This window comes from Sorangiineae bacterium MSr11954, from assembly GCA_037157815.1.
Lineage (GTDB): Bacteria > Myxococcota_A > Polyangia > Polyangiales > Polyangiaceae > Pendulispora > Pendulispora albinea.
Genome location: CP089984.1, coordinates 9,966,359 through 9,987,782, shown reverse-complemented (window position 1 = coordinate 9,987,782; position 21,424 = coordinate 9,966,359). Strand labels below are relative to the sequence as shown.

The window sequence follows — 21,424 nt, the reverse complement described above, 5'->3', positions numbered from 1 at the left end:
GCCCCCGCCAAAGGCGAGGCACCTTCGTGCTCCAGGGTAGCAAGAGCGTTAAGATCAAGGATCCATGGGGATGCTCGCTCCCGCACCGGATTTTCGCTATGTCGGGTTCTTTCCCGGCCCGCGGCACGGTCTCGGGCTGCTGGGAGGCGTGGTTGCGGCCGGGGCCGGGGTGGGGGCAGGCATATGGCATACCTTCGGGCCCCGGGGCGCATTTGCGTCGGGGCTCGTCGCCTTGGCGACGGCGGCGTACTCGATGCAGCGTTTGCGTTGGGGGCTTCGCGTGCCGCGCATCGCGGCGCGAAGCGTACCGATGGCCATCGTCCCGTGGGGGTTGCTCGTCGAGCACCACGATCATCCGCGCATCCTTCGTTGGGCCGGCATCACCCGCGTGCACATCGAGACCACGTTCGGCCGCGATCAAGCGACGGACTCGGCGCTCTGGAGCTACGTGGTGATCGAAACGCCGCGCGAGCGCTTCATGGGCCACACGCCCGGCGCCGTGCCGCTCGAGCGCCTCACCGTGCACCTCGATGCGTACGCCAGCGAGGCCGCGCACTCCATCGCGCTCGATCTCGACGGCGCGCAAGCGGGCCGCGGCCCCGAGGAGCCCGACTGCGAGCCGCTGCTTCGTGCCGCGCGCGCGTACGTGCAAACCTCGTCGGCGTCGGCGCGTCTCGGGCTCGAGGCCGCGGGTTACCGGCGCATCACCTCGCGGGTCGCGAGCCTGCGCACCCTCGACACTCTGCGGAACATTCTGCGCGATCGCACCGAGCGGCGCGTCGATCCCCGGCCCTTCGCGGCCATCGTCGCGGCCGAACTGGACGCCCGCGGCCTCGCCAATGAGCTCATCGCGCTCGTGCAATCGCCCCACCCCATCGTGGCCGCGGTGGCGAAGGCCGCCTGCCAAAGGCTCGGCGTTTCGCATAGCCGCGTGGGCACCTTGGATGAAGTGGCGCCGTTTCTCATGGAGTCGGATCTGGTCACCTTGCAGGCGTGGGCCCTGGCGGGGCGCGGAACGTGATACGGTCTGCCCCCCGCCATGGTCGAGAAGAACGCCAACGAAGCGAACAGTGAATTCACGGTACCGGAACGATTGAACGGCGAACGTCTCGACCGCGCTGCCGCCCAGCTGGCCACCGGCCTCTCGCGCGCCCGTCTCAAGCGAGCCATCGAAGGTGGAGCCGTTCGGGTCAATGGAAAGCGCCGTCCCAAAGGGGCGACCGTCGCCACCGGCGATGTCATCGCCATCGACACCACCCAGGTGTCCGACGCCGACAGCCCCGCCGAGGCCACCCCCGACGAACCGCTCTTGGTCGGCTTCGAAGGCGAGGGCGTGCTGGTGGTCGACAAGCCCGCGGGCCAGCCGACCGCGCCCCTTCGCGCGGGCGAGACCGGAGCGCTCGCGAACGCCCTCGTGGGCCGCTATCCGGAGCTCGCGGGCATCGGCTACTCCGCGCGCGAGCCCGGCCTCGTGCACCGGCTCGACACCGACACCTCCGGGCTCGTGCTGGTGGCGCGCACCAAAGAGGCGTTCGAGGTCCTGCGCGCCGCCCTCAAGGAGGATCGCATCGAGAAGCGCTACCTGCTCCTCTGCGCCAGCGCCGATCTCCCAGACGAGGGCTCCATCGAGTTCCCCATCGCGAACCATCCGAAGGATCAGCGCCGCGTCTATCCTTGCATCCACCCGCGCGACGTCATGCGCTATGCGCCGCGCCCGGCGTCCACGTTCTACCGGGTCGTCCAGCGCGGCAGCCCATGGGCGCTGGTGGAGGTCACCGTCTCGCGGGCTCTGCGCCATCAGATCCGCGCGCACTTCGCCGCCATCGATCACCCGCTCGCGGGCGACGTGCTCTATGGCGGGGCCGAAATCCGCTCGCTGGGTCGCCACGCCCTGCACGCCTCGCGCATCGCGTTCACCGGCGCGCCCGGTGTGGCCAAGTTCGACGTCACGTCACCCCTCCCGCCGGCCATGGCTTCCCTGGTCACGGTCACGGCAGACTCGCCGGATGCGCCCGAGATCGAGCAAACTTGACCCCGGGGGAAGACCCCATTACCCGTCTAGCGTTCCAGGGTAAACGTGGGTCGTACTCCTCTCTCCTCGGATGTAGCTCTTTCTCGTATGCCGCGTACGCCGCGCACGCTTCGGCAAGCGGCGCTCCTCCGGCTTACGGGCCGGCTTGGCGCGGTGACCGCGTTTGCGGCCCTTCTCGTGGCCGCCCTGGGCCAATCGCCTGCCGAGCACGACCCGAAGGCCTTGGCCGCCATGCTGGGCGACGCCATCCCCGGCGCGGAGAGCACCCGCAGAGGGGTGGTCGACCCGCACGACGTGCGCTGGGAACCTTCGAACGGCATCCTCGCCGACTACCTCCTCGGACGATGGGCCCTCTTCCTCGGTAGCGCATCGACCGGCGCCCCGCGCGACGTGTACCGCGCCCGCGTTCGCCTCACCCCCGAGGGCCGGCCTCTGGCCGTGCGAACCCCGTACGCGTTGACGTCGACCCCGCTCGGCGACGATCACGCCCTGGTCGTCCACGGACAGCGCGCGGCCTTCGCCACCTTGGCGTACGGACAAGAGCAGAGCATCAGCGTGCTCGATCTCGCAAAAGACGGCGCACGCGCGCCCGCCGGCTGGACCGACCGCGCCATGATGTTCCTCACGAACCTGCAGCAGACGGGCAGCGGCGACGGCGTGGGCCGCATCGATGTCACGCTCGATCCGCCCGCGCGCGCGATCGGCCTGGCCATCGACGAACGTCACCTGCGCATCGATCGCCTGCAGGGCGAAGCGACGGAGCACGCGAGCCTCGACCTCGCACGCGGTGAGGTCGAAACGCCGACCCCCGCGCTCCGGGCCGAGGCCGTCCCGCACCTCCCCAAGCGGTTCGTCTTTTGGGCGGTCGACACCGTGCGGGCCATCCCCTGGATCGGCCCTGCGCCCATCGCGTGGCTCGAGGACAAAGTGTTCGCCGTCCGCGACGCGGCCAAGCAAGTAGCCTTCAAGCTGCATGGCGCGAGCGACAAGAGCGACGTGCTCGCCGAGGGCGCCGCCGTCAAGCCCGCCCACGTGCTCGACACCTCCAAGGCCGGCGGCGGCGACACCGATTGGCCCCCGGCCGACATGCCCTCCATCTGGAAGACCCCGGAGCCGGGCGAGGGCGTCTGGCAAGTCCCCAAGCTGCCGTGGATGAAGAAGGCCGCCCAGGCCGAGCGCGCCGAAGGCACCTCCGCGCCGGTCCCCTTCGTTCGCGCCTTCGTGCGCCCGGACGAGCAGCGCCCGTATGCCTCCGTGCTCCTCGTGGCCATGGATATGCGCCAGCTCGATCTGCAGATGGAGGCGGGGACCGAAGATCCGAAGCCGCTCACGGGCGGCCATGGGCCCGGGCGCATCCCGCGCGATCCGGCCATCTCCACCCGCGTGGTGGCCGCGTTCAACGGTGCGTTCAAGACCGAGCACGGAAGCTACGGCATGATGGTGCGCAAGCGCGTGCTCCTTCCGCCGCAGCCGGGCGCCGCCACGGTGGTCGTGCTCAGCGATGGCCGCACCGGCATGGGCACGTGGGGCAACACCACCGAGGTCACCGGCATCCATGGCGTGGCCGACGCCGACATCGAGTCCTTCCGGCAGAACCTCGATCCGCTGCTCGATCGCGGCGAGATCAACCCGACCAAGCGCGCGCTCTGGGGCTACACGTTGCCCGGCAACGGCACCCAGACGGAGCGCTCGGGCATCTGCATCACCGAAGCGGGGCACCTCATTTACGCGTGGGGCGGGGACGTGAGCGCGACGGTGCTGGCCAAGGGCATGAAGATGGCCGGGTGCATCTACGGCATGCACCTCGACATGAACCCGCACCACACGGGCTTCTTGTTCACGCGCATCGAGGACCTCAAGGCCCACAAGTTCCGCTCCGAGATCCTCTCGAGCGAAATGGAAATCTCGCAAGATCGGTATATCGATTATGCGGCCAAAGATTTCTTCTACGTGCTCCAGCGCGATCCCACGCCGCCCGCCGTCGAGGGCTCGGCTGTCGCATGGCGACCGAACGACGGCACGCAGCCGGCCCCCTCGTGGCTCGCAGCCATCTGGGAAACCAAGGTCGAGGCCAAGGGCGCGCAGGTCGAGCTGGTGGACATCGAGGCCCGCCGCGCGCGCTTCCGCATCCGCGCCGGAAACAAGGAGCCCGATTCGAAGACGGGCACCTCGCCATTGACCGAGCTCGAGCCGGACGACGCCGAGCGCGTGCTCTTCGCGCTCTCCCTCGGGAGCTCGCTGGAGAAGCACCCGCGCGGCCTGGCCACCGGCGGAAAGACGGTGCTCCCCGTGCGCGGCGAGAGCGATTCTGCGCTCTTGGTCGCCTCGAGCGAGGGGCAGCTATCCATCGTCAAAGCGTCCGAGGCGGGGCCGCTCGGCACCAACGTGGACATGGCGGAGCTCCCGCTCGTGCTCGACGAGGGCACCGTGCTCCCGAGCGCCGCCGGCCATCACGCCGCGCACGCCGCACGCGCCGTTCTCGGAATGACGCCCGAGGGCCGCGTCCTCGTCGCCAAGGGCACCTTCGCGAACGACCTTCCGCTCGCCGATGCCCTGCGTCGCGCCGGCTGCACGCGCGCCGTTTCGCTCGATCGCGGCGCGCACGACCAACCCCTCTTCGATCGCGCTGGAACATCGTCCCCGCCCCGCGCCCGCTACGAGACGTCGGTCCTCTATGGAATGGGACGCCCGCTCAAGCCGCGGGGCTTTCGCTTCGATGCCCTCTCGGCGGTCGCCGATCGCACGACATCCGCGCGCACACCGTAGCGCGCACACCGTAGGCGGCGCGCGTTTTCCGGCGCGCGCCCATTGCCAAGCGCGGCCATGAACCGCACGCTGTATACGTTTCATGGAGCTGGAAGCCCGAAAAGTCCCGAGCCCTGGAGCGATGCTCGCGGGCAAATATCGGGTCGATCAGGTCCTTGGCTCGGGGGGGATGGGGGTCGTGGTCTCCGCGTTCCACGTTCATCTGCAGGACGAGGTGGCGATCAAGCTTCTGCGCGCGGACCGCATCGTTTCGGGACGCTCGGCGGAGCGCTTGATGCGCGAAGCCCGCGCCGCCCGCTCGATCCGCAGCGAGCACGTGGCGCGCGTCTTCGATGTGGGCGTCTTGGACGATGGGTCGCCCTACATCGTCATGGAGCGCTTGCGGGGGCGCGATCTCGCGACATTGCTGGCGTGCGACGGGCCTCTCGCGGTGGAGGCGGCGACCGATGTCGTGCTTCAGGCGTGCGAAGCGTTGGTGGAAGCGCACGCGCTGGGCATCGTGCATCGCGATCTCAAGCCGGCGAATCTGTTCCAAACACATCGGGTGGATGGCTCCTCGTGCGTCAAAGTCTTGGACTTTGGCGTGTCGAAAATGATGACGCGCGACGGCGATTCGCGGGTCGCGGCGCTCTCGTCCATCGCGTCACCCGCACCGGGTGCGTGCGCGCCGGAGCGGCTCGTTCGCCGTGATTCGAGCTCGAATGAGGACAGTCTGTCGCCCGTGACGGCCGACACCACGTTGGAGACGTGCGATCTGCCCGGGAACGCGCGACGGGGGGTCGATGGGGCGCCTTTTTCGGGGCGCATCGAGCGGGCGCGGTCGATGGTGGGGCCCGTGGGATACCTCACCGGAACGGACGCCCGACTGGGCTCGCCCTCGTACATGGCGCCCGAGCAAATCGCGTCGGCCCGCCACGTCGACGCGCGGGCGGACATTTGGTCGCTGGGCACCATCGTGTACGAGCTCCTGGCCGGCCGCGCGGCGTTCGCGGGCGAGTCGCTCGACGAGGTGACGCGATCGATCCTCGAGGACGCTCCCGTCACCCTCCGCCGCTTCCGCAGCGACGTTCCGCCGGCGCTCGAGCGCGTGATCGCGCGCTGTCTCGAAAAGTCGCCATCGAATCGCCTGCCCAATGTCGCCACCCTCGCCCACGCGCTGGCGCCGTTTGCGTCGCGCCGGGGGCGGCGGTCGCTCGAGCGCATCGTGGCCGTGATGCAGCCGGAGCAGGTTCGAACGGGCACGGTGCCGGCGTTTTTCGCGGGGCTTGCGCGGCCGTTCGCCTGGAGGCGAAGGTCGATGGCGACGGTCGCGGCGGGGGCCGCATCGGTCGTCGTTCTTTCGGCGCTCTTCGTCAATCGGTGGGATCGCGACGCGATGGACGAGAAATCCGTGCCGGTGGTGGCCGTTTCGGCGAGCGCGCCGGCCTCGCCTGGGGCCGCGACACCTGCGCCGGCGCCCATCGCGTCGACGGCGGTCGCGTCGCCCGAGACGTCTTCGATACCCACGCGCGAGGAGAGCGCCTTGATACCGGCACAGCGCGCTCCCCGAACGGTGCGGGCGGCCGTTCCGCCGAGCCGCGCGGCCGCCAAGGTGGCGCACGTTTCCTCCGCGTCGCCGCCTCCGTCGGAGCTCCCGCCGGTTGCCCGGGCACCCGTGGCTCCGGCACCCGTTGCGTCCTCACCCTTGGCACCCTCCGAGCTCGATCCGGGGCATTTGTTCGATGAGCCGCACTAGCTCGACCCTTCGCCGTCGCACGAAGCGCATCGCGCGCATCGCGACGCCGGTGCTCGTCTTGGCGCTCCTGTCACCGCTGTCACGTCCGGCATGGGCCGAGGATCGTGCGGCGGCCGAGGCGCTGTTCAAAGAGGGGCGTGAGCTGATGGCCGCCGGAAACTACGACCTCGCGTGCCCCAAGTTCGAACGAAGCCGCGCCCTCGATCCGGGCATCGGCACCGCGTTCAACCTCGCCATGTGCTACGAGGCGCAAGGCCGTATCGCCTCCGCGTGGTCCACCTATGGCGAGGTCGTCGCCGCCACCCAGGCGTCTGGCCAGCCGGAGCGCGAACGCGTGGCCCGCGCCCGCGCAAAGGCGCTGGAGCCGCGCATCGCGTACTTGACGATCGTCGTCGCGCAGCCCGCGCCCTCCACCGAGCCCGTCTCTCCACGGAGCGTGTACCTCGACGGAAACCTCGTCAACACGGCGCAGTGGGGCGTACCCATCCCCACCGATCCTGGCGCTCACGAGATCGTCGCCTCGGCGATGGGGCGCGACGAATTTCGACGCACCGTTCACGTGCAGCACGAAGGGCAAAGAACGGAGATCATCATCTCCGATCTTCCACCGGAGAAGACCGCCACCGCCCCTTCCGCCTCGCCGCCCGCGAAGCGTCCCATCTCGTTCGCCCGAGCCCCTGCACCCGAGCCCCCCACGCGCCCCGTCGCCGTGCCCCTCGTCGTGGGCGCCGTCGGCCTGGCCGCTTTGGGCATCGGCGCATACTTTGGCGTTCGCTCCATTTCGCAAAATGGAGACGCCGATCCCAACTGCGCCGGCAACGTATGCGACGACAAGGGCTACGAGCTGCGCCAGTCGGCCATCACCTCGGGCAACGTCTCCACCGTCTTCGTGAGCATCGGCGCCGTCGCCGTCGTCTCGGCCATCGGACTCTGGCTCTTCCTACCGTCCAAGCCCCCACCCTCGCCAAAGCACATGGCGCTGCAGTGGTAATCCCGGCGCCCGCCGCCAAAACGCACCGCCGCCAAAACGCACGGCGCCCGCCACCGAAACGCACCGCCGCCAAAACGCACGGCGCCCGCCGCCGAAACACACCGCCGCCAAAACGCACGGCGCCCGCCGCCAAAACGCACGGCGCCCGCCGCCGAAACGCACCGCCGCCAAAACGCACGGCGCCCGCCACCGAAACGCACGGCGACGCCGCCGAAACTACGCCGCCATCGCCGAGAGCACCTCGCGCAACTTGGAGACGGCGCGCCAGTGGAGCTGCGACACCCGCGGCAAGCTGACGCCGAGCGTCTCGGCGATGGTCTTGAACTGCTCGCCCTGGAAGTAGTGCAGAAAAAGGATATGCCGCTCGCGCTCGGAGAGCGTCTTCAGGGCCGACTTGAGCGCGCTGCGCTTTTGGTCGGCCTCCATCACCTCGAGCGGGGTGGGCGGGCTCACGTCGGCGTTGAAGACGGATTGAAGCCCGCCCGTCAAATCGTCGAAGCCCACGAAGGCGCAGCGCTCCGAGGGGAGCGGATCGCCGTAGACGTTGTGCACCTCGCGCCGGGCGCGGCGCGACAGCCAGTCCTGGTTCCGGAGCTCGTCCATGATGGCGCCGCGGATGCGCACGCGCGCGTACCACTCGAAGGTCGGGCTGCGCACCGCGCCATCCCGGCGGATGGAGGCAAGGAGCCCGAATGTGCCCGCGGCGATCAGGTCCTCGCGGAGCACATTGGAGGGCACCTTCACCAGAAGACGCGTCACCATCTGGTGCACGATCGGCAAGTACCGACGGATCTCCTTCGCGGCCCGATCGGCGCGCTCGCGGTTGTTGCCGCGCATGCGCCGCTTGCCACCGCGGCGCCGTGAGCGCTTCTTCGTGCGAACGCGCTGCTCGCTCTCCGGTGGTGGCGGAATGTCGTCGTCGAGCTCGGGACCTACTTGGTGCGCTTCACACGCGGCAGCCTCGTTCCGGCAAGCCTGCGGGCTCGAAGGCGAAGCGTGATCCCGTGCGACGTGCACGGTAGCTTCGGAGGTGGTCATTCCGAGGGAATCCATTGGAAACGTCAACGTGATGCGCGGACTATGCCACCACTGTTGCCCTCAAGATTTCCCCATGTTTTCGTAGGATGGAAGAGGGTAAGAGGTCGACCCGCACCCATGTATGGCTGACCCACCGGCCGATTCCTCGAAGGGTTAAGAGGGTCGGCAGCTACCCACCCGAAAAGGATGCACCCAGGGCTCTCTTGCCAACCGGTAGGGCTTGAAACCACCCGGCTGGCCGCTCGACCAGGGCGCAGGCGTTCACGGTGATGAGCTCGCTGCTCCTCGCGTGGTTCCTTACGGCGTGCTGGATGCGGCCGGCGGGGTGGGGGCGGCGCCCGCATCGCTGGCCCCGGCCCCGGAGCCCGTGCTGGGACTCGCAGGATCGCTCCCGAGCGCGGCGTGGATCTCGGCGCCTACGTCGCTGGTTCCTTCGTCGGCCTCGACGTTGGGGGAATTGTAGCGCGGGGGCTCGCCGGGCTTCGAATAGTCGATCCAGTAGGCGGGCAGGGCGCGCACGTCGAGGTGCACGAAGGTGCTGTTCGGGTAGTAGCCGACGCCCACGTTCTTCAACGTGCGGCAAAAGTCGCGCAGCACCTCGTTGGGGACGCCCAAGACGCGAAAATCGATGGCCTTGCCGGCGTTGTGGTTGGAGTGCGCCGTGTGCTGCGTCGGCGAGTAGGGCCGGAAGCCGCTGATGACCTCGAGCTTGCGGCTGCCAAAATGGTTGGACACCACACCGACCAGGGCGACCAATCGGGGCTCGATGGCGTGACTCTGGTTTCCTGCGCTGCGCAAAAGGCGCTCGAACGACTTGAGCGCGGTGGGCGAGGTGCGACCGCGTCGGTCGGCCACCCGAATCGTGAAGTCTTCGCTGGTCGCCAGGCGGGACGCGTGGATGACGCCCGGCGTGCGCGGGGCCATGGCGTACGTGGGCGGCTTCTGCGGCTTGCCGGCCTTGGCCTTGTCGCCCGCGCCTTTGGTGGTTGCAGGGGCGCCGGTGTGAGATTGCTGTGACGCCGATTGCGGCGCCTGCACCCCGGGAATGACGAGCGTTTCGCCGACCCGCAGGTGTTTGGGATCGTGCAGGTGGTTGGCGTCGATGATGGCCTTCTGCGGCACGTGGTACCGCCGCGCGATGGCGTCCAACGTATGCCCCCGCGCGACCACGTGTTTGACGTCGGCGCGGGCTGGCACACTCGAGAGAACACAAAGTGAGGTCGCCAGCACGGACCACGCAAGAACGGCAATACGCATCGACGGGGGGCTCATAGCACAGACCGGCCGTTGCGCTTGCCCTGGCATGCCCGGATTAAGCTTCCCCGAGGGGGTGGGTCTATGGAACCCTCCCGACCGATGCCTTTCGAATCCCGCGTTCATGCCGGTTGCGGCTGTGGATTTCGCAACCTTGATTCCATGTCTGAATCGGCCGCCGCTGCATCCTACGCCGCCGAGAAAGGTGCCCGTCCGTTCGCTTTGAGCGGTACCCAGCGCCACTTCGAGCGCGATCGCCCCTTTGCGGTCGACCATCTGAAACTCGACCTCGATCTCGATTTCGCGAGCAAGAGCGTCGCCGGCACGGCGACCTTGAGCCTGCGCCGGGTCGACCCCGTGGCCACGGAGATCCTGCTCGACGCCATCGGGTTCGACCTGAAGTCGGTGACCGTCGACGGCGCCGCGAGCCCCTACGTTTACGATGGAAGCATCCTGCGGATCGCCATCCCAGGGTCCCTCGAGTCCGGCGACGTGGCCATCACGTACCGGGCCACCCCTCGCCGCGGACTTTATTTCCTCGAGCCGGACGAGCACGTTCCGCAGAGGCCGCGTCAGGTCTGGAGCCAATGCCAGGAGGAGGACGCCCGGCATTTTCTACCGTGCCACGACAAGCCGCACGTGAAGATGACCACGGAGATGATCGTCACCGTCCCGAACGGAAACGGTGTGCTCTCCAACGGTGAGCTCCTCGCGAAGGAGACCCCGGACGAAGGACCCTGGCGTTTTCATTGGAAGATGAACGCCCCGCACCCGAGTTATCTTCTCACCTTGGTCGCGGGCGAGTTCTCCGAGCTCACCGACGAGGTGGCCGGGGTGCCGCTCACGTACTTGGTCCCCAAGGGCCGCGAAGCCGATGGCCTCGCCACCTTCGGCAACACGCCCGCGATGGTGCGCTACTTCGCCGAGCTCACGGGGGTGCCGTACCCGTGGAACAAGTACGCGCAGATCGTGGTGAGCGACTTCATCTTCGGCGGCATGGAGAACACCACCGCCACCACCATGTACGAGCACATCTTGCTCGACGAGCGCGCGCGCATCGACGTGACGTCCGACGACCTGATCGCCCACGAGCTGGCCCACCAGTGGTTCGGCGACTACGTCACGTGCCGCGATTGGTCCGAAGGGTGGCTCAACGAAGGCTTCGCCACCTTCATGGAGCACGTCTGGCGCGAGAAGCTCCTGGGGCGCGACGAGTACGAGGTCGCCGTCAAGGGCGATCTCGACGCGTACTTGGGCGAGGCCGCGGGGCGTTACCGCCGGCCCGTCGTGTACCAGACCTACGACGCGCCGCTCGATCTGTTCGATCGCCACCTGTACGAGAAGGGCGGCCTGGTGCTGCACCTGCTCCGGCGCGAGATCGGCGATACGCTCTTCTGGCGCGGCGTCGGCAACTACCTCCGACGGCACGCCCATGGCGTGGTGGAGACGCGCGATCTGTTGCGCGCCCTCGAGGAGGTGAGCGGCCGTAGCTTGGGGCAGCTGTTCGATCAGTGGATTTACCGCCCCGGGCACCCCGAGCTCGAGGTGAGCCTCGCCTGGGACAAGAAGGTGCTCTCGGTCACCGTGAAGCAAACGCAGTCGGCCACCGACGACGTGCCGAACGTGTTCGAGTTCCCTCTGCAGCTCGCGCGGGTCGACGCCGAAGGCCGGGTCTACCGCGAGACGTTGCGCGTGACCCAGCGCTCGGAGACGTTCACCCTCCCGGTGGAGGAGCGTCCCAGCTTCGTGGTGGTCGACCCCGAGATGCGGGTGCTCGGCCAGGTGACCCTCAAGGTGCCGGGCGACATGCTGCGCACGCAGCTGGTGAAGGCCGAGAGCGCGCGCGGGCGATGGCTCGCGGCCAACGCGCTCGCGAAGAACGACGATCCCGTCACCATCGCAGCGCTGGGCGAGCGGCTCGCGGACGAGGCGGAGTTCTGGGCCGTGCGGGCCGCGGCCGCCGAAGCGCTGGGCGACATCCGCGCGAACGCGGCATTCGATCTGCTCGCGGCGCACGCCGACACCAAGCACCCCAAGGTGCGCCGCGCGGTGGTGCGGGCGCTCGGCCGGTTCCGCACGGCCAAGGCGGTGGAGGTGCTGCGCCCCAAGGCGCTGCGCGACGAGAGCTACCTGGTGGAGGCGGAGGCGGCGCGCGCGCTGGGCCACACGAAGCAGCCGCCCGCGTACGACACGTTGCTCGACGTCATCGAGCGCCCCTCGTGGGCCGACGTGATCCGGGTCGGCGCCATCGACGGCCTGGCCTCGCTCCGCGACGATCGCGCGGTTCCGCACTTGCTGTCGCGCACCCGCTACGGTCACTCCACCCGCGCCCGGCGCGCGGCGATCCTGGCGCTGCCCAAGGTCGCCGCCGACCGCAAGGCCCGCGAAGCCCTCGAAGATTTGCTCGACGACTCCGACCCGCACTTGCGCGTCGACGTGGCGCGCGCGCTCGCGGATCTGGGCGATACCAAGGCGCGCGGAGCGTTGCGGGCGCGGCTCGAGGTCGATCTCGATCCGCGCGTGCGAAGGCGCATCCGCGAGGTGCTGCGCGATCTGGGCGGCGAATCGAAGCGGGCCGTCGAGCAGGTGCGCGAGGAGCTGGAGAAGGTGCAGAACGAGCACACCGAGCTGAAGGCGCGCCTGGCGCAGATCGAGGCGAGGCTGGGCGATGCGTCGGGCACGCGCGGGCCGGCCGATAAACCCGTTGCCTCGGCAACGAAATCGAACGGCGCCAGCGCGCCGGCGAAGCCGCTGAAGGCGAAGCCCGCGAAGGTGGTGCACGCGGTGTCGAAGGCCAAGGCGAAGAGCAAGCCGGTACGGAGGGGGCGATGAGCGAGCAAGCGGCGCAGGCCGGAGGAGCAGGGCAAACGGAGGGCGCGGGGCGCGCGCCGATTTCGGTGAGCCGCCACGGGGGCGTGATCGTGTTCACCATCGATCGCCCCGAGCGGATGAACAGCTTGTCGCGCGAGACCATCCTCTCCTTCGGGCGGCTCACGCGCGAGGCGGTCGCCGACGATTCGGTGCGCGCCATCGTGGTGACCGGCGCCGGCGACAAGGTGTTTTGCGCGGGCGCCGATCTCAAAGAGCGCCAGAAGATGGACGAGAACGACGTGCGCAAACAGCTCGAGCTGTATCGCACCGAGCTGGGGGAGCTCGGGCGATCGCCCAAGCCGGTGATCGCCGCCATCAACGGCGGGGCGTTCGGCGGGGGGCTCGAGCTGGCGCTGCTCTGCGATCTGCGCGTGGCCGCGGCGCACGCGACCTTGTCGCTCCCCGAGACGTCGCTCGGGATCATCCCGGGCGCGGGGGGAACGCAGCGTTTGCCGCGCATCGTGGGGGAGGCGCGCGCCAAGGAGATGATCCTCCTCGCGCGGCGTCTCACGGCGGAGGAGGCGCTCGGGTGGGGGCTCGTCAACCGCGTGGTGCCCGCGGGCACGGACCTCTTGGGCGACGTGCTCGCGTGGATCGAGCCCATCTCGAACGGCGCTCCGCTGGCGCAAGCTGCGGCCCTGCAGGCGATCGATCGCGCGCTCGACACGAGCTTGGAGCTCGGTCTCGAGCTGGAAAAAGTCAGTTACGACACCGTGCTCGTAAGCGAGGATCGCCGTGAGGCGCTCGAAGCTTTCGCCGCGAAGCGGAAGCCAAATTTCCGCGGAAAATAAGGAAAATATAAACGGATGGGATAACGCTTACCGCGCCAGCGCGTTATTCGGGTAACGCGCTCGCAGGGTACCGTCGAGCGCCGCGGCCTCGCTCTCACGACCGAGCGCTCGCAGGGCGCGCGCTTCGATGGAGAGCTCCTCGGGCTCCAAGTTGCGGCCTTCGCGGCGCGCGGCTTGGACCGAGACGAGCGCGGTCTGCGGATCGCCGCGGAGCAAGGCGCTGCGCGCTTCGCCGACGAGCGAAGCTTCGCGCAGGAGCGTGTCGTCCGACGTGGCGTGGTTGGTGAGCGCCGCGCGCGGGAAGGCGCGGAAGGCGCGGGCCTCCTTGGTCGTCGGCGGGGCAGGGGGCGGCGAAGGAGCGGCCGTCCCCGAGAACGACGCGGGGAACGACGGCGGCGCGAGGGCGGCGCCTTCGTCGCCCGCGACGACGGCCGGGTGCGACTCCACCACGTCATCGGCGAGCTTGGGCGCTTTGTGCATGGCGGAGACGGCCACCGTGATGGCGACCGCCGTTCCGAGCACGGCGCCGATCCCCACCTTCACGGCGGCAGCGGCCGTGAGCCACGAGGCGGCCGTCGTCGGCGCGGCCGCAGCGACGGTGGGGGCTGCGAGGGCTACGGGTTTGGTCGCCGCAACGGCCACGGGATGCCATGCCGTGGGGTTGGTGGCGACGGCCGCGAGGGGCTTCGAGGCGGCGACGGCGGCCGTTCCGAGGCCGACGGCGGTCGCGGGCAGGATGGCTTTCTCGAGGCTATCCCACATCGCGTCGCGCGCCTTGGGTGTTGGTGCGTCCCCCCGCGCGAGCACGAGGAGCTCGCGGGTGTCGTGAGAAAGATCGCGGCTCATACTCCACCTCGCACAGAGAGCTCGCGTTTGAGCGCCAGCTCGAGTTCGGCCCGCGCAACACGGAGCCTCGAATACACGGTGTTCACGGAGATTCCGAGCGCGCGAGCGATCTCGGGGGCCGTCTGCTCCTCGATCTCGTAGAGGACGAGGACCGCGCGCTTCTCGAGTTGGATGCTGGCGAGCGCGCGATCGAGGCGAGCGAGTCGTTCGCGGCGCGAGATCGAGCCCGTTTGATCCGCTTCGATGGATTGACGGGCCATGGCCGCACCGCCGTCGGCGTCTTCCGGGTGGCGCCGGCGATGGCGTCGCGTATCGGCCGCGACGCGCAGGGCGATTTGAAAGAGCCACGCGCGCGCGCCGAAGCCGCGATCGACGAACTCGGCGAAACGCCGGTGCGCGACGACGAAGACCTCCTGGGTCTTGTCCTCGAGATCGGCCTCGGGGACACCGAGCCGTCGCAGGTTGCGCCAGATGAAGTCGACCTCTTTTTCGTAGAGGGCGCGGAAGCTCAGATCGATGCCCGACTGACGTGGCCTCTGCACCTCGGACTCTGGCGCGAGTTCATCGACGTCTACGGCCTCTGCGGCCTGCGCGAGCGGTGGGGAAAGGGAAAGCAAGCGTCCACTCACATCGGCCTCCTTCGGTGACTCGGCAGAACCTGACATCGCGTGCAATTTTATCATCGCGCCCTCCACGTGATCGCCATTTCGGCGCGACCTCCGATGGGGAGCCCCTCGGCGATGCGCATCAGCCCTTCGACGCGCACCTCGGCTACGAAATCGTTTGCAAACTCGCCTCGCAGGCCAAGCCCGGGGCCGAACGCGCCATACGCCATGGTGTGCGCAGGTCGGGTATCGCTGGAGCTTACGTTCAAAAATCCACCTTCCGCCCCCCCACATACATCGACCGAAAGTCCACGTCGTTCCAAGTAGAAACCCGGCATGCGCAGGCACCAATCGAGGCGCGCGGTCCCGATGGAGCGGCCCTCCTCGTTCACACTTTGCAGCGGACGAAAGTTTCGTCCGTACGAGAGCTTCGGGCGCACGTACACACCGCCCGGCAGCTCCGCGATCATGAAGATGGAGCCACCGGCCAGCGCGCCGCTGTCGCCCGCGTTCATCAAAAAGGTGGAGACCCCGAGCTCGAGGGTGCGCTCGCTGGGCGCGTGCCTCAAAAAGAGGGCTTCCTCCGGATACGGTCCCTCCTCCGAGCGCTGCGGGTGCGGCCAGACGGGACCGGTCAAGGTCTCGGACGGCACCGTGCTCGCAGCCGGCGGGCGAGGCTCCTCTTTTGGAGCCGGTTCGGGTGTCGCGGCAGCCTTTGGCGCCTCTTTGGGGGCGGCGGCGCGCGTTTCCGCGTCGCGCTGATCGAGTACGAGAGAAGCCCACACGCCCATGGCTCGAGCGAGCGGCGCGCACGACTCCCCGCGCGTCTCGAAGCCGCGGCTGGCGACGATGGCCCCGTTGCCATCGGCGAGCTCACCGCGGGCGCGGAGCATGGCGCGGTCGCGACGCACCGAGACATGCATGGTCCAGCCCGCATCGGGGGCCGTGGATTGTTTGAGGGCATCGACAAAGAGCTCGGAGGCCGCATCCCGTTCGACACACGGGGCGGGGAGCTCGATGACGACTCGGGGGGGCAACGGTGCCTGCACGCGACTAAGAGTATATGACCGCGGAGAGGTCACTCCGTCATGCTTTGAAAAGGTAAAAATCCCCGTCGCGAATTTTTCCCCATTTCAGCAGAAACGACCACTAGTCTGCCGCCCCATGCCGCGTGAGAAGAAGCTGTCGGAAACGCTTTCCCGCATCGAAAAGGGAGGAGCCGAAAAATACCACCGGAAGAATGCGGAGACGGGCAAGCTCTTCGCCCGCGACCGGATCGCCCGTTTGATCGACCCGGGGACGTTCGTGGAGGACGCCGCCCTGGCCAACAACCTCGAAGAGGATCTACCGGCCGATGGTGTGATCATCGGCACCGGCAAGATCGGCGGCCGCACGGTCGCCATCATGGCCAACGATTCGACGGTGAAGGCAGGGTCCTGGGGCCGGCGCACGGTGGAGAAGATCCTTCGCATCCAGGAGACGGCCGCGCAGCTGGAGCTGCCCCTCTTCTATTTGGTGGACTCGGCGGGCGCCCGCATCACCGACCAAATCGAGATGTTCCCGGGCCGCCGCGGTGCAGGGCGCATCTTCTACAACGAGGTGCAGCTGAGTGGGCACGTGCCGCAGATCTGCTTGCTCTTCGGGCCGAGCGCGGCCGGCGGCGCCTACATCCCCGCCTTCTGCGATGTTGTCATCATGGTGGACAAGAACGCGAGCATGTACCTCGGCTCGCCGCGCATGGCCGAGATGGTGATCGGCGAGAAGGTCACCCTGGAAGAAATGGGCGGCGCCAAGATGCACTGCTCCGTTTCGGGTTGCGGCGACGTTCTGGTCAAGACGGAAGAAGAAGCCATCGACTGGGCCAAGACGTATTTCAGCTACCTGCCCGCCATCAGCAGCGAGAAGCCTCCGGTGCACGAGGCGCGCGCCCCCAAATCGAGCGGCAAGAAGCTGAGCGAGATCGTGCCCGCGGACGAGAACAAGCCGTTCGACATGATGCACGTCATCCACGAGATCATCGACGAGGGCTCGTTCTGCGAGATCAAGAAGCTCTTCGCGCGCGAGCTGATCACGGGCTTCGCGCGCATCGGCGGCAAGTCGGTGGGCATCGTGGCCAATCAGCCCAAGTGGCTGGGCGGGGTCCTCTTCGTGGACTCGGCCGACAAGGCGGCGCGCTTCATTTGGCTCTGCGACGCGTTCAACATCCCGCTGCTGTATTTGGCCGACGTGCCGGGCTTCATGATCGGCACCAAGGTCGAAAAGCAAGGGATCATCCGCGCTGGCGCCAAGATGATCGCCGCCGTGAGCGAGGCCACCGTGCCCAAGCTGAGCGTCATCGTGCGCAAGGCGTACGGGGCCGGCCTGTATGCGATGTGCGGCCCGGCGTTCGAGCCCGATGCGTGCATTGCGCTGGCCAGCGCCTCCATTGCCGTCATGGGGCCGCAGGCGGCCGTGAACGCCGTTTACTACAACAAGATTCAGGAAGTGCCGGAGGGGGACGAGCGCAAGGCTTATGTGGCCAAGCTGCAGGACGAGTACCGCGCGGACATCGATTTGATGAAGCTGGCCTCGGAGCTGGTGGTCGACGCGGTGGTGCCCGGCGAGCGTCTGCGCGACGAGATCCTGGCGCGCTTCGAGCGCGCGGGCAAAAAGCGGGCGACGCGGCTCACGAAGAAGCATTTGGTGCCGCCGGTGTGATGATGAGGCGGATCGTCGTCGCTGCAGCGTTGGTGGGTTCCGTCTTTCCGGCTGCGGCGGCGGCGGAGTCGGTGCATCCGGAGGGCGCCGGGGTTTTGCGGGTGCTGGGGGCGCGTTCGACCCAGACCTTGGCGCCGGGGGCATCGCGCATCGGGGGGCTGGTCGCGATTCCATCGGGATCCACGGCAGCGTCGTTGGGGGTCGAGCCGTTTGCGCCGGGCATCGGCCGCGTTTCGGGGACGCCAGCCAGCTTGATCGCCTTTTCGAGCGCGCACCCGGAGGTGCACATGGAGGTGACGACGCCGTTGCACCTGCTCATGTCGACGGCGCGCGGCACGGTCCAAGCGGATCGCGCGTTCGATACGTTGGGCGCGGACGGCGCGGGGACCTTGGTGGGCGTGGCGGATACGGGGATCGACGTGAGCCACCCGGAGTTTCTCGATGCGACGGGGCACTCGCGCATCGCGTGGCTCATCGACATGGGGATGGCCCCGGCGGGGCTGCATCCGGATCTCGAGAACCTGTACGGCGTCAAGGACGCCTCGGGGAGGGTCGTCTCCGGCGCCGTGTTCAATGCGCGCGAGATCGATCAGCTCATCGCCGAGAAGCGGCCGCTCCCCGTCGACAAAGTCGGCCATGGAACGCACGTCTCGTCGATCGCGGCCGGCGACGGCGACGATTTGGGGACGCCGGGGAGCTACCGCGGCATCGCGCCCAAGGCGCGGCTCGTGGTGGCGGGGCTCGGCGGGCTCTCCACCGGCATCAGCAACGACGATCTTTTGCGCGGCGTGAAGTTCATCTTCGATCGCGCCGACCTCGAGAAGCAGCCGGTGGCCGTGAACATGTCCCTCGGCGGTGACTTTGGCCCCCACGATGGGACCACCCTGTGGGAGCAGGCGCTCGCCAGCTTCGTGGGCCCCGCGCACCCTGGTCGCGCCATCATCGCGGCCGCGGGCAACAGCGGATCCATCGCGGGCACGGGGGCCATCCACCAGAGCGTGCGGGTCACCGACGGCAGCATCGCCCGCGTGCCCATCACGACCCATGGGGCCGACGACGGCGGCGTGCAGATTTGGGTCACCTTGCGGGCCGGCGCCAACCTGAAAATCGGGCTCGATGCGCCGGAGGGGCGATGGATCGCCCCCATCGGCGAGGGGCGCGAGCAAGGGAAAAATACGAAGGATTTCCAGGCCGGGGTCATTTACGGGAGCGGCCTCAAAGGCAGCCCGGTGCCGGCATCGTCGCGCGGGGCCATCGTGCTCTGGACGGGAAAATGGCCCAAGGGGACGTACTACGTCACCTTCGAAGGGGAAGGGACGGCGGATCTGTTCTTGGGGCAGACGGGCGAGGTTCAGACGATCAAGCCGGCCTACTTCGAGGCGGGCATTCGCGAGGGGACCATCAATCTTCCCGGTACGCACCCGTCGATCCTGGCGGTGGGGTGCACCGTCAATCGTCCCACCTGGATGAGCATCACCGGCGGCAAAGTGGGCGTCAAAGTCCCGTTCCTCGACATGGCCGGCGGCATGGTGGATCCGTCGCGCGAGCCGGCGCCGCCCACCGCGGGCGATGCGTGTTGGTTTACGAGCGCAGGGCCTACCGTGAACGGCACGCCGAAGCCGGAGATTTCGGCGCCGGGGGCCGGGATCGTCGCGGCCATGAGCAAATCGGCGAAGCCGGGGAGCTCGGGGAGCATGTTCACGACGAACTGCCCGCCGGTGACCCCGGGCGGCAGCGATCGCGATCCGCGCTGCTTCCAGATCGACGAGACGCACGCGGTGGGGCTCGGAACATCCATGGCGGCGCCGATGGTGACCGGCGCCGCGGCGCTCCTCTTTCAGCGCGATCCCACGCTCACGCAGGACAAGATCACGGCGCTGCTGCAGGCCGGTGCGCATCGCTTTCGCGCCAACCCGCCCTTCGAGGATCAAGGCGGGCCGGGTGAGCTCGATGTGATGGGCGCGCTCGATGCGCTCGAGCAGATGAAGAACCCTGCGCTTGCGCTTCCGAGCGCCGGCACCAGCTGGATCACCTTGAGCGCCGACCATGCGGCGGCGGATGGCTCCACGCCGATGACGGCCATCGTCGAGCTTCGAACCGCGGACGGCCAGCACCGCGCGGATATGTTCGATGGCGCGCGGCTCCAGCCGCGGGTGGAGCTCGACGGCAAGCCGCTCGTGACCTTGGCGACCATGCTCCGCCGGGGGCCAGGTCTATGGTCGTACGCGTTTGCCGTGCCGAAAGGAAACGGCGGATCCAAGCTCCTCCTCGGGGCCACCTTCGACGGGAGCGATATCGTGGCGCCGAAGACCGTCCCCATCGCCGCGGATCTCTGGGTGGCGCACTATCCGACCTCCGCCAAGGGCGGGTGCAACGTGGTGGGCGCGGGCACGCCGGCCGGTCCGAGGCCGCTCTGGGCGTGCGCCGGGGGCCTGGCGCTTTTGGGGGTCGCGGTTCGACGCGGCGGGCGTCGGGGGCGCGGTGCGGTTACTCCGCGGCCACGGTGAGCCGCCAGCCGTGCGGCTCCCAGATGGCGTCGTCGGGATCGAACGGCTCGAAGGGGTCGCCGGTGTTCGTCCCGACGATCAGCAGGGAATCGACGGTGTCGAGGTCGACGATGGAGCCTTGCGCCTCGATGGCGCGCTCGGCGGAGGCGATGGGGACGCGTGAGAGCTCGCGCCCGGCGGGGTCGCGCTTGACGACCACCCAGCGCATCTTCGCGTGCTCTTCCCAGCTGACCTCGACCCGCAGCCGCGCGCCCTTGGGGGCATCGCCGCGGCGGATGACCACGTAGGCGCTCCCGGTGGGCGCCGTGGGATCGCGCGGGGCGAGGCGTCGCGGTTTGGCGGGCCAGTCGATCTGCCAATCCATGCGGACCGGCATGGGGACGGGCGGGACGAGGGCGCGCGCGACCCCGAAGCCGGAGAGCAGATCGTCGAGGGTCGAGCCGGTGCTCAGGGCATTTTTGAAGCTGGCGCGAAGCACGTCGAAGCCATCGGGCTCGCGGGATGGCGCGATGCGGGGCGAGAGCGCCCACATGGCGCGCACCAGGCTTCCGGGCTCCTGGCCGAAGCTGCCATCCATCCAGTCGTAGAAGAGGGCCGCGCCGCGCGAAAAAGAGGCGCCGGCCTCGCTGCTCCACTCGGGCCACGCGTCGGGGATGGCGCGCTCGGGGTGCGCCTGGAACGTGCCGAGCGCCGACGCTTCGGCCGCCGCGCACGGGGCGATCAACTGCGCCAAATAGCTGGTTTGGGCCTCGCCGCCCGCGGGATCGAGGCCGGGTGTGGTCCGGTAGGCGATGGCACGCAAGAGCCCACGGGCCACGGCTTGGGTGCGCGCGCAGCCCGTGAGGCGCGGATCCAGGAGGGTGAAGGCGCTGGCTCGGTCGAAACGCGAGAGCGTGTCGCGCTCATCGAAGGCAGTTAAGACATCGTTCGGGGTGCGGTCCGTCAGATAGATGTCGTACGCGCGCGTGCTCGGCGAAGGATCCGGCGGGGGCAAAGCGAGCGGTCCGACGGCGGCGTCCCATGCTCGCTCGGCATCGGAGAGGACCGTGAGGATCGTTTCGGGAAGGTTCGCGTGAACACAGAGCGGGTGGCGAAAGGAGCACGCTCGGAGCCGGGCGGGGTCCTCGGGCGGCCTTTGCGTCCAAGGCGACGGCGTTGATTCTGCGCCCGCCCCATGCGGAACGAGCCACACGAGCAGCGCGCTGGCGATGGTCGCGAATCTCGAGGCAGCCCGCATGGTGCGCATTATGACTTCCCGAAGCGTTCCACGGGCGCGAAACGCGCGCTATGT

15 protein-coding genes are annotated in these 21,424 nt (G+C 68.7%); 9 read left to right on the top strand and 6 right to left on the bottom strand.

What is annotated here, in order from left to right; genetic code table 11:
• Nucleotides 1–70: 70 nt before the first annotated feature.
• The 5 genes from LZC94_38965 to LZC94_38945 all read left to right on the top strand — a co-directional run bounded on the left by LZC94_38965 (nucleotide 71) and on the right by LZC94_38945 (nucleotide 7,524).
• The gene (locus LZC94_38965; protein ID WXB13803.1) at nucleotides 71–1,021 is read left to right on the top strand and encodes a hypothetical protein; all 951 of its coding nucleotides are present in this window, start codon (nucleotides 71–73) and stop codon (nucleotides 1,019–1,021) included.
• A gap of 18 nt (nucleotides 1,022–1,039) precedes the next feature.
• Entirely contained in the window at nucleotides 1,040–2,032 is a 993-nt protein-coding gene (locus tag LZC94_38960) for an RluA family pseudouridine synthase (protein WXB13802.1), read from the top strand.
• An 87-nt stretch (nucleotides 2,033–2,119) separates the two neighbouring features.
• Nucleotides 2,120–4,798, top strand: coding sequence for a hypothetical protein (locus LZC94_38955; protein WXB13801.1), 2,679 nt, complete (start codon nucleotides 2,120–2,122; stop codon nucleotides 4,796–4,798).
• An 82-nt stretch (nucleotides 4,799–4,880) separates the two neighbouring features.
• Nucleotides 4,881–6,533 carry a protein kinase gene (locus LZC94_38950; GenBank protein WXB13800.1) on the top strand — a complete coding sequence of 551 codons (1,653 nt, stop codon included), beginning with the start codon at nucleotides 4,881–4,883 and terminating at the stop codon, nucleotides 6,531–6,533.
• Nucleotides 6,520–7,524, top strand: coding sequence for a hypothetical protein (locus LZC94_38945; GenBank protein WXB13799.1), 1,005 nt, complete (start codon nucleotides 6,520–6,522; stop codon nucleotides 7,522–7,524). Before LZC94_38950 ends, LZC94_38945 begins: the two co-directional genes overlap by 14 nt.
• A gap of 216 nt (nucleotides 7,525–7,740) precedes the next feature.
• Here LZC94_38945 and LZC94_38940 read toward each other — a convergent pair whose 3' ends face one another.
• Nucleotides 7,741–8,562, bottom strand: coding sequence for a sigma-70 family RNA polymerase sigma factor (locus tag LZC94_38940; GenBank protein WXB13798.1), 822 nt, complete (start codon nucleotides 8,560–8,562; stop codon nucleotides 7,741–7,743).
• A 297-nt stretch (nucleotides 8,563–8,859) separates the two neighbouring features.
• The gene (locus LZC94_38935; protein WXB13797.1) at nucleotides 8,860–9,819 is read right to left on the bottom strand and encodes a DUF882 domain-containing protein; all 960 of its coding nucleotides are present in this window, start codon (nucleotides 9,817–9,819) and stop codon (nucleotides 8,860–8,862) included.
• 159 nt (nucleotides 9,820–9,978) lie between these two features.
• Here LZC94_38935 and LZC94_38930 point away from each other — a divergent pair, with 159 nt between their 5' ends.
• A complete protein-coding gene (locus LZC94_38930; protein ID WXB13796.1) occupies nucleotides 9,979–12,648 on the top strand; it encodes a HEAT repeat domain-containing protein in 2,670 nt (889 codons plus the stop codon).
• On the top strand, nucleotides 12,645–13,478 hold the full coding sequence (locus LZC94_38925) for an enoyl-CoA hydratase-related protein (GenBank protein WXB13795.1): 834 nt from the start codon (nucleotides 12,645–12,647) through the stop codon (nucleotides 13,476–13,478). Before LZC94_38930 ends, LZC94_38925 begins: the two co-directional genes overlap by 4 nt.
• A 27-nt stretch (nucleotides 13,479–13,505) precedes the next feature.
• Here the strand turns inward: LZC94_38925 and LZC94_38920 are convergent, their stop codons facing one another.
• The 3 genes from LZC94_38920 to LZC94_38910 are packed head-to-tail and all read right to left on the bottom strand — an operon-like array spanning nucleotide 13,506 to nucleotide 15,978.
• Nucleotides 13,506–14,324, bottom strand: a complete 819-nt coding sequence (locus tag LZC94_38920) for a hypothetical protein (GenBank protein WXB13794.1) — start codon at nucleotides 14,322–14,324, stop codon at nucleotides 13,506–13,508.
• Nucleotides 14,321–14,953 (bottom strand): RNA polymerase sigma factor, encoded by a 633-nt coding sequence (locus LZC94_38915; GenBank protein WXB13793.1) that lies wholly within the window; start codon nucleotides 14,951–14,953, stop codon nucleotides 14,321–14,323. The genes LZC94_38920 and LZC94_38915 overlap by 4 nt, the downstream gene beginning before the upstream one ends.
• A 50-nt stretch (nucleotides 14,954–15,003) precedes the next feature.
• The gene (locus tag LZC94_38910) at nucleotides 15,004–15,978 is read right to left on the bottom strand and encodes a hypothetical protein (protein WXB13792.1); all 975 of its coding nucleotides are present in this window, start codon (nucleotides 15,976–15,978) and stop codon (nucleotides 15,004–15,006) included.
• 115 nt (nucleotides 15,979–16,093) lie between these two features.
• Here LZC94_38910 and LZC94_38905 point away from each other — a divergent pair, with 115 nt between their 5' ends.
• The gene (locus LZC94_38905; GenBank protein WXB13791.1) at nucleotides 16,094–17,626 is read left to right on the top strand and encodes an acyl-CoA carboxylase subunit beta; all 1,533 of its coding nucleotides are present in this window, start codon (nucleotides 16,094–16,096) and stop codon (nucleotides 17,624–17,626) included.
• The gene (locus LZC94_38900; protein ID WXB13790.1) at nucleotides 17,626–20,133 is read left to right on the top strand and encodes a S8 family serine peptidase; all 2,508 of its coding nucleotides are present in this window, start codon (nucleotides 17,626–17,628) and stop codon (nucleotides 20,131–20,133) included. Before LZC94_38905 ends, LZC94_38900 begins: the two co-directional genes overlap by 1 nt.
• Here the strand turns inward: LZC94_38900 and LZC94_38895 are convergent.
• Nucleotides 20,114–21,370, bottom strand: a complete 1,257-nt coding sequence (locus LZC94_38895; GenBank protein ID WXB13789.1) for a hypothetical protein — start codon at nucleotides 21,368–21,370, stop codon at nucleotides 20,114–20,116. The two genes, LZC94_38900 and LZC94_38895, sit on opposite strands and share 20 nt — an antisense overlap.
• Between the last annotated feature and the right edge of the window lie 54 nt (nucleotides 21,371–21,424).

What these genes read in the sequence shown, in the direction of transcription:
- LZC94_38940 (WXB13798.1), bottom strand. Translation starts at nt 8,562, where the DNA reads ATGACCACCTCCGAAGCTACCGTGCACGTCGCACGGGATCACGCTTCG.
- LZC94_38945 (WXB13799.1), top strand. Translation starts at nt 6,520, where the DNA reads ATGAGCCGCACTAGCTCGACCCTTCGCCGTCGCACGAAGCGCATCGCG.
- LZC94_38950 (WXB13800.1), top strand. Translation starts at nt 4,881, where the DNA reads ATGGAGCTGGAAGCCCGAAAAGTCCCGAGCCCTGGAGCGATGCTCGCG.
- LZC94_38895 (WXB13789.1), bottom strand. Translation starts at nt 21,370, where the DNA reads ATGCGGGCTGCCTCGAGATTCGCGACCATCGCCAGCGCGCTGCTCGTG.
- LZC94_38930 (WXB13796.1), top strand. Translation starts at nt 9,979, where the DNA reads ATGTCTGAATCGGCCGCCGCTGCATCCTACGCCGCCGAGAAAGGTGCC.
- LZC94_38960 (WXB13802.1), top strand. Translation starts at nt 1,040, where the DNA reads ATGGTCGAGAAGAACGCCAACGAAGCGAACAGTGAATTCACGGTACCG.
- LZC94_38905 (WXB13791.1), top strand. Translation starts at nt 16,094, where the DNA reads ATGCCGCGTGAGAAGAAGCTGTCGGAAACGCTTTCCCGCATCGAAAAG.
- LZC94_38925 (WXB13795.1), top strand. Translation starts at nt 12,645, where the DNA reads ATGAGCGAGCAAGCGGCGCAGGCCGGAGGAGCAGGGCAAACGGAGGGC.
- LZC94_38955 (WXB13801.1), top strand. Translation starts at nt 2,120, where the DNA reads ATGCCGCGTACGCCGCGCACGCTTCGGCAAGCGGCGCTCCTCCGGCTT.
- LZC94_38900 (WXB13790.1), top strand. Translation starts at nt 17,626, where the DNA reads ATGATGAGGCGGATCGTCGTCGCTGCAGCGTTGGTGGGTTCCGTCTTT.
- LZC94_38965 (WXB13803.1), top strand. Translation starts at nt 71, where the DNA reads ATGCTCGCTCCCGCACCGGATTTTCGCTATGTCGGGTTCTTTCCCGGC.
- LZC94_38920 (WXB13794.1), bottom strand. Translation starts at nt 14,324, where the DNA reads ATGAGCCGCGATCTTTCTCACGACACCCGCGAGCTCCTCGTGCTCGCG.
- LZC94_38935 (WXB13797.1), bottom strand. Translation starts at nt 9,819, where the DNA reads ATGCGTATTGCCGTTCTTGCGTGGTCCGTGCTGGCGACCTCACTTTGT.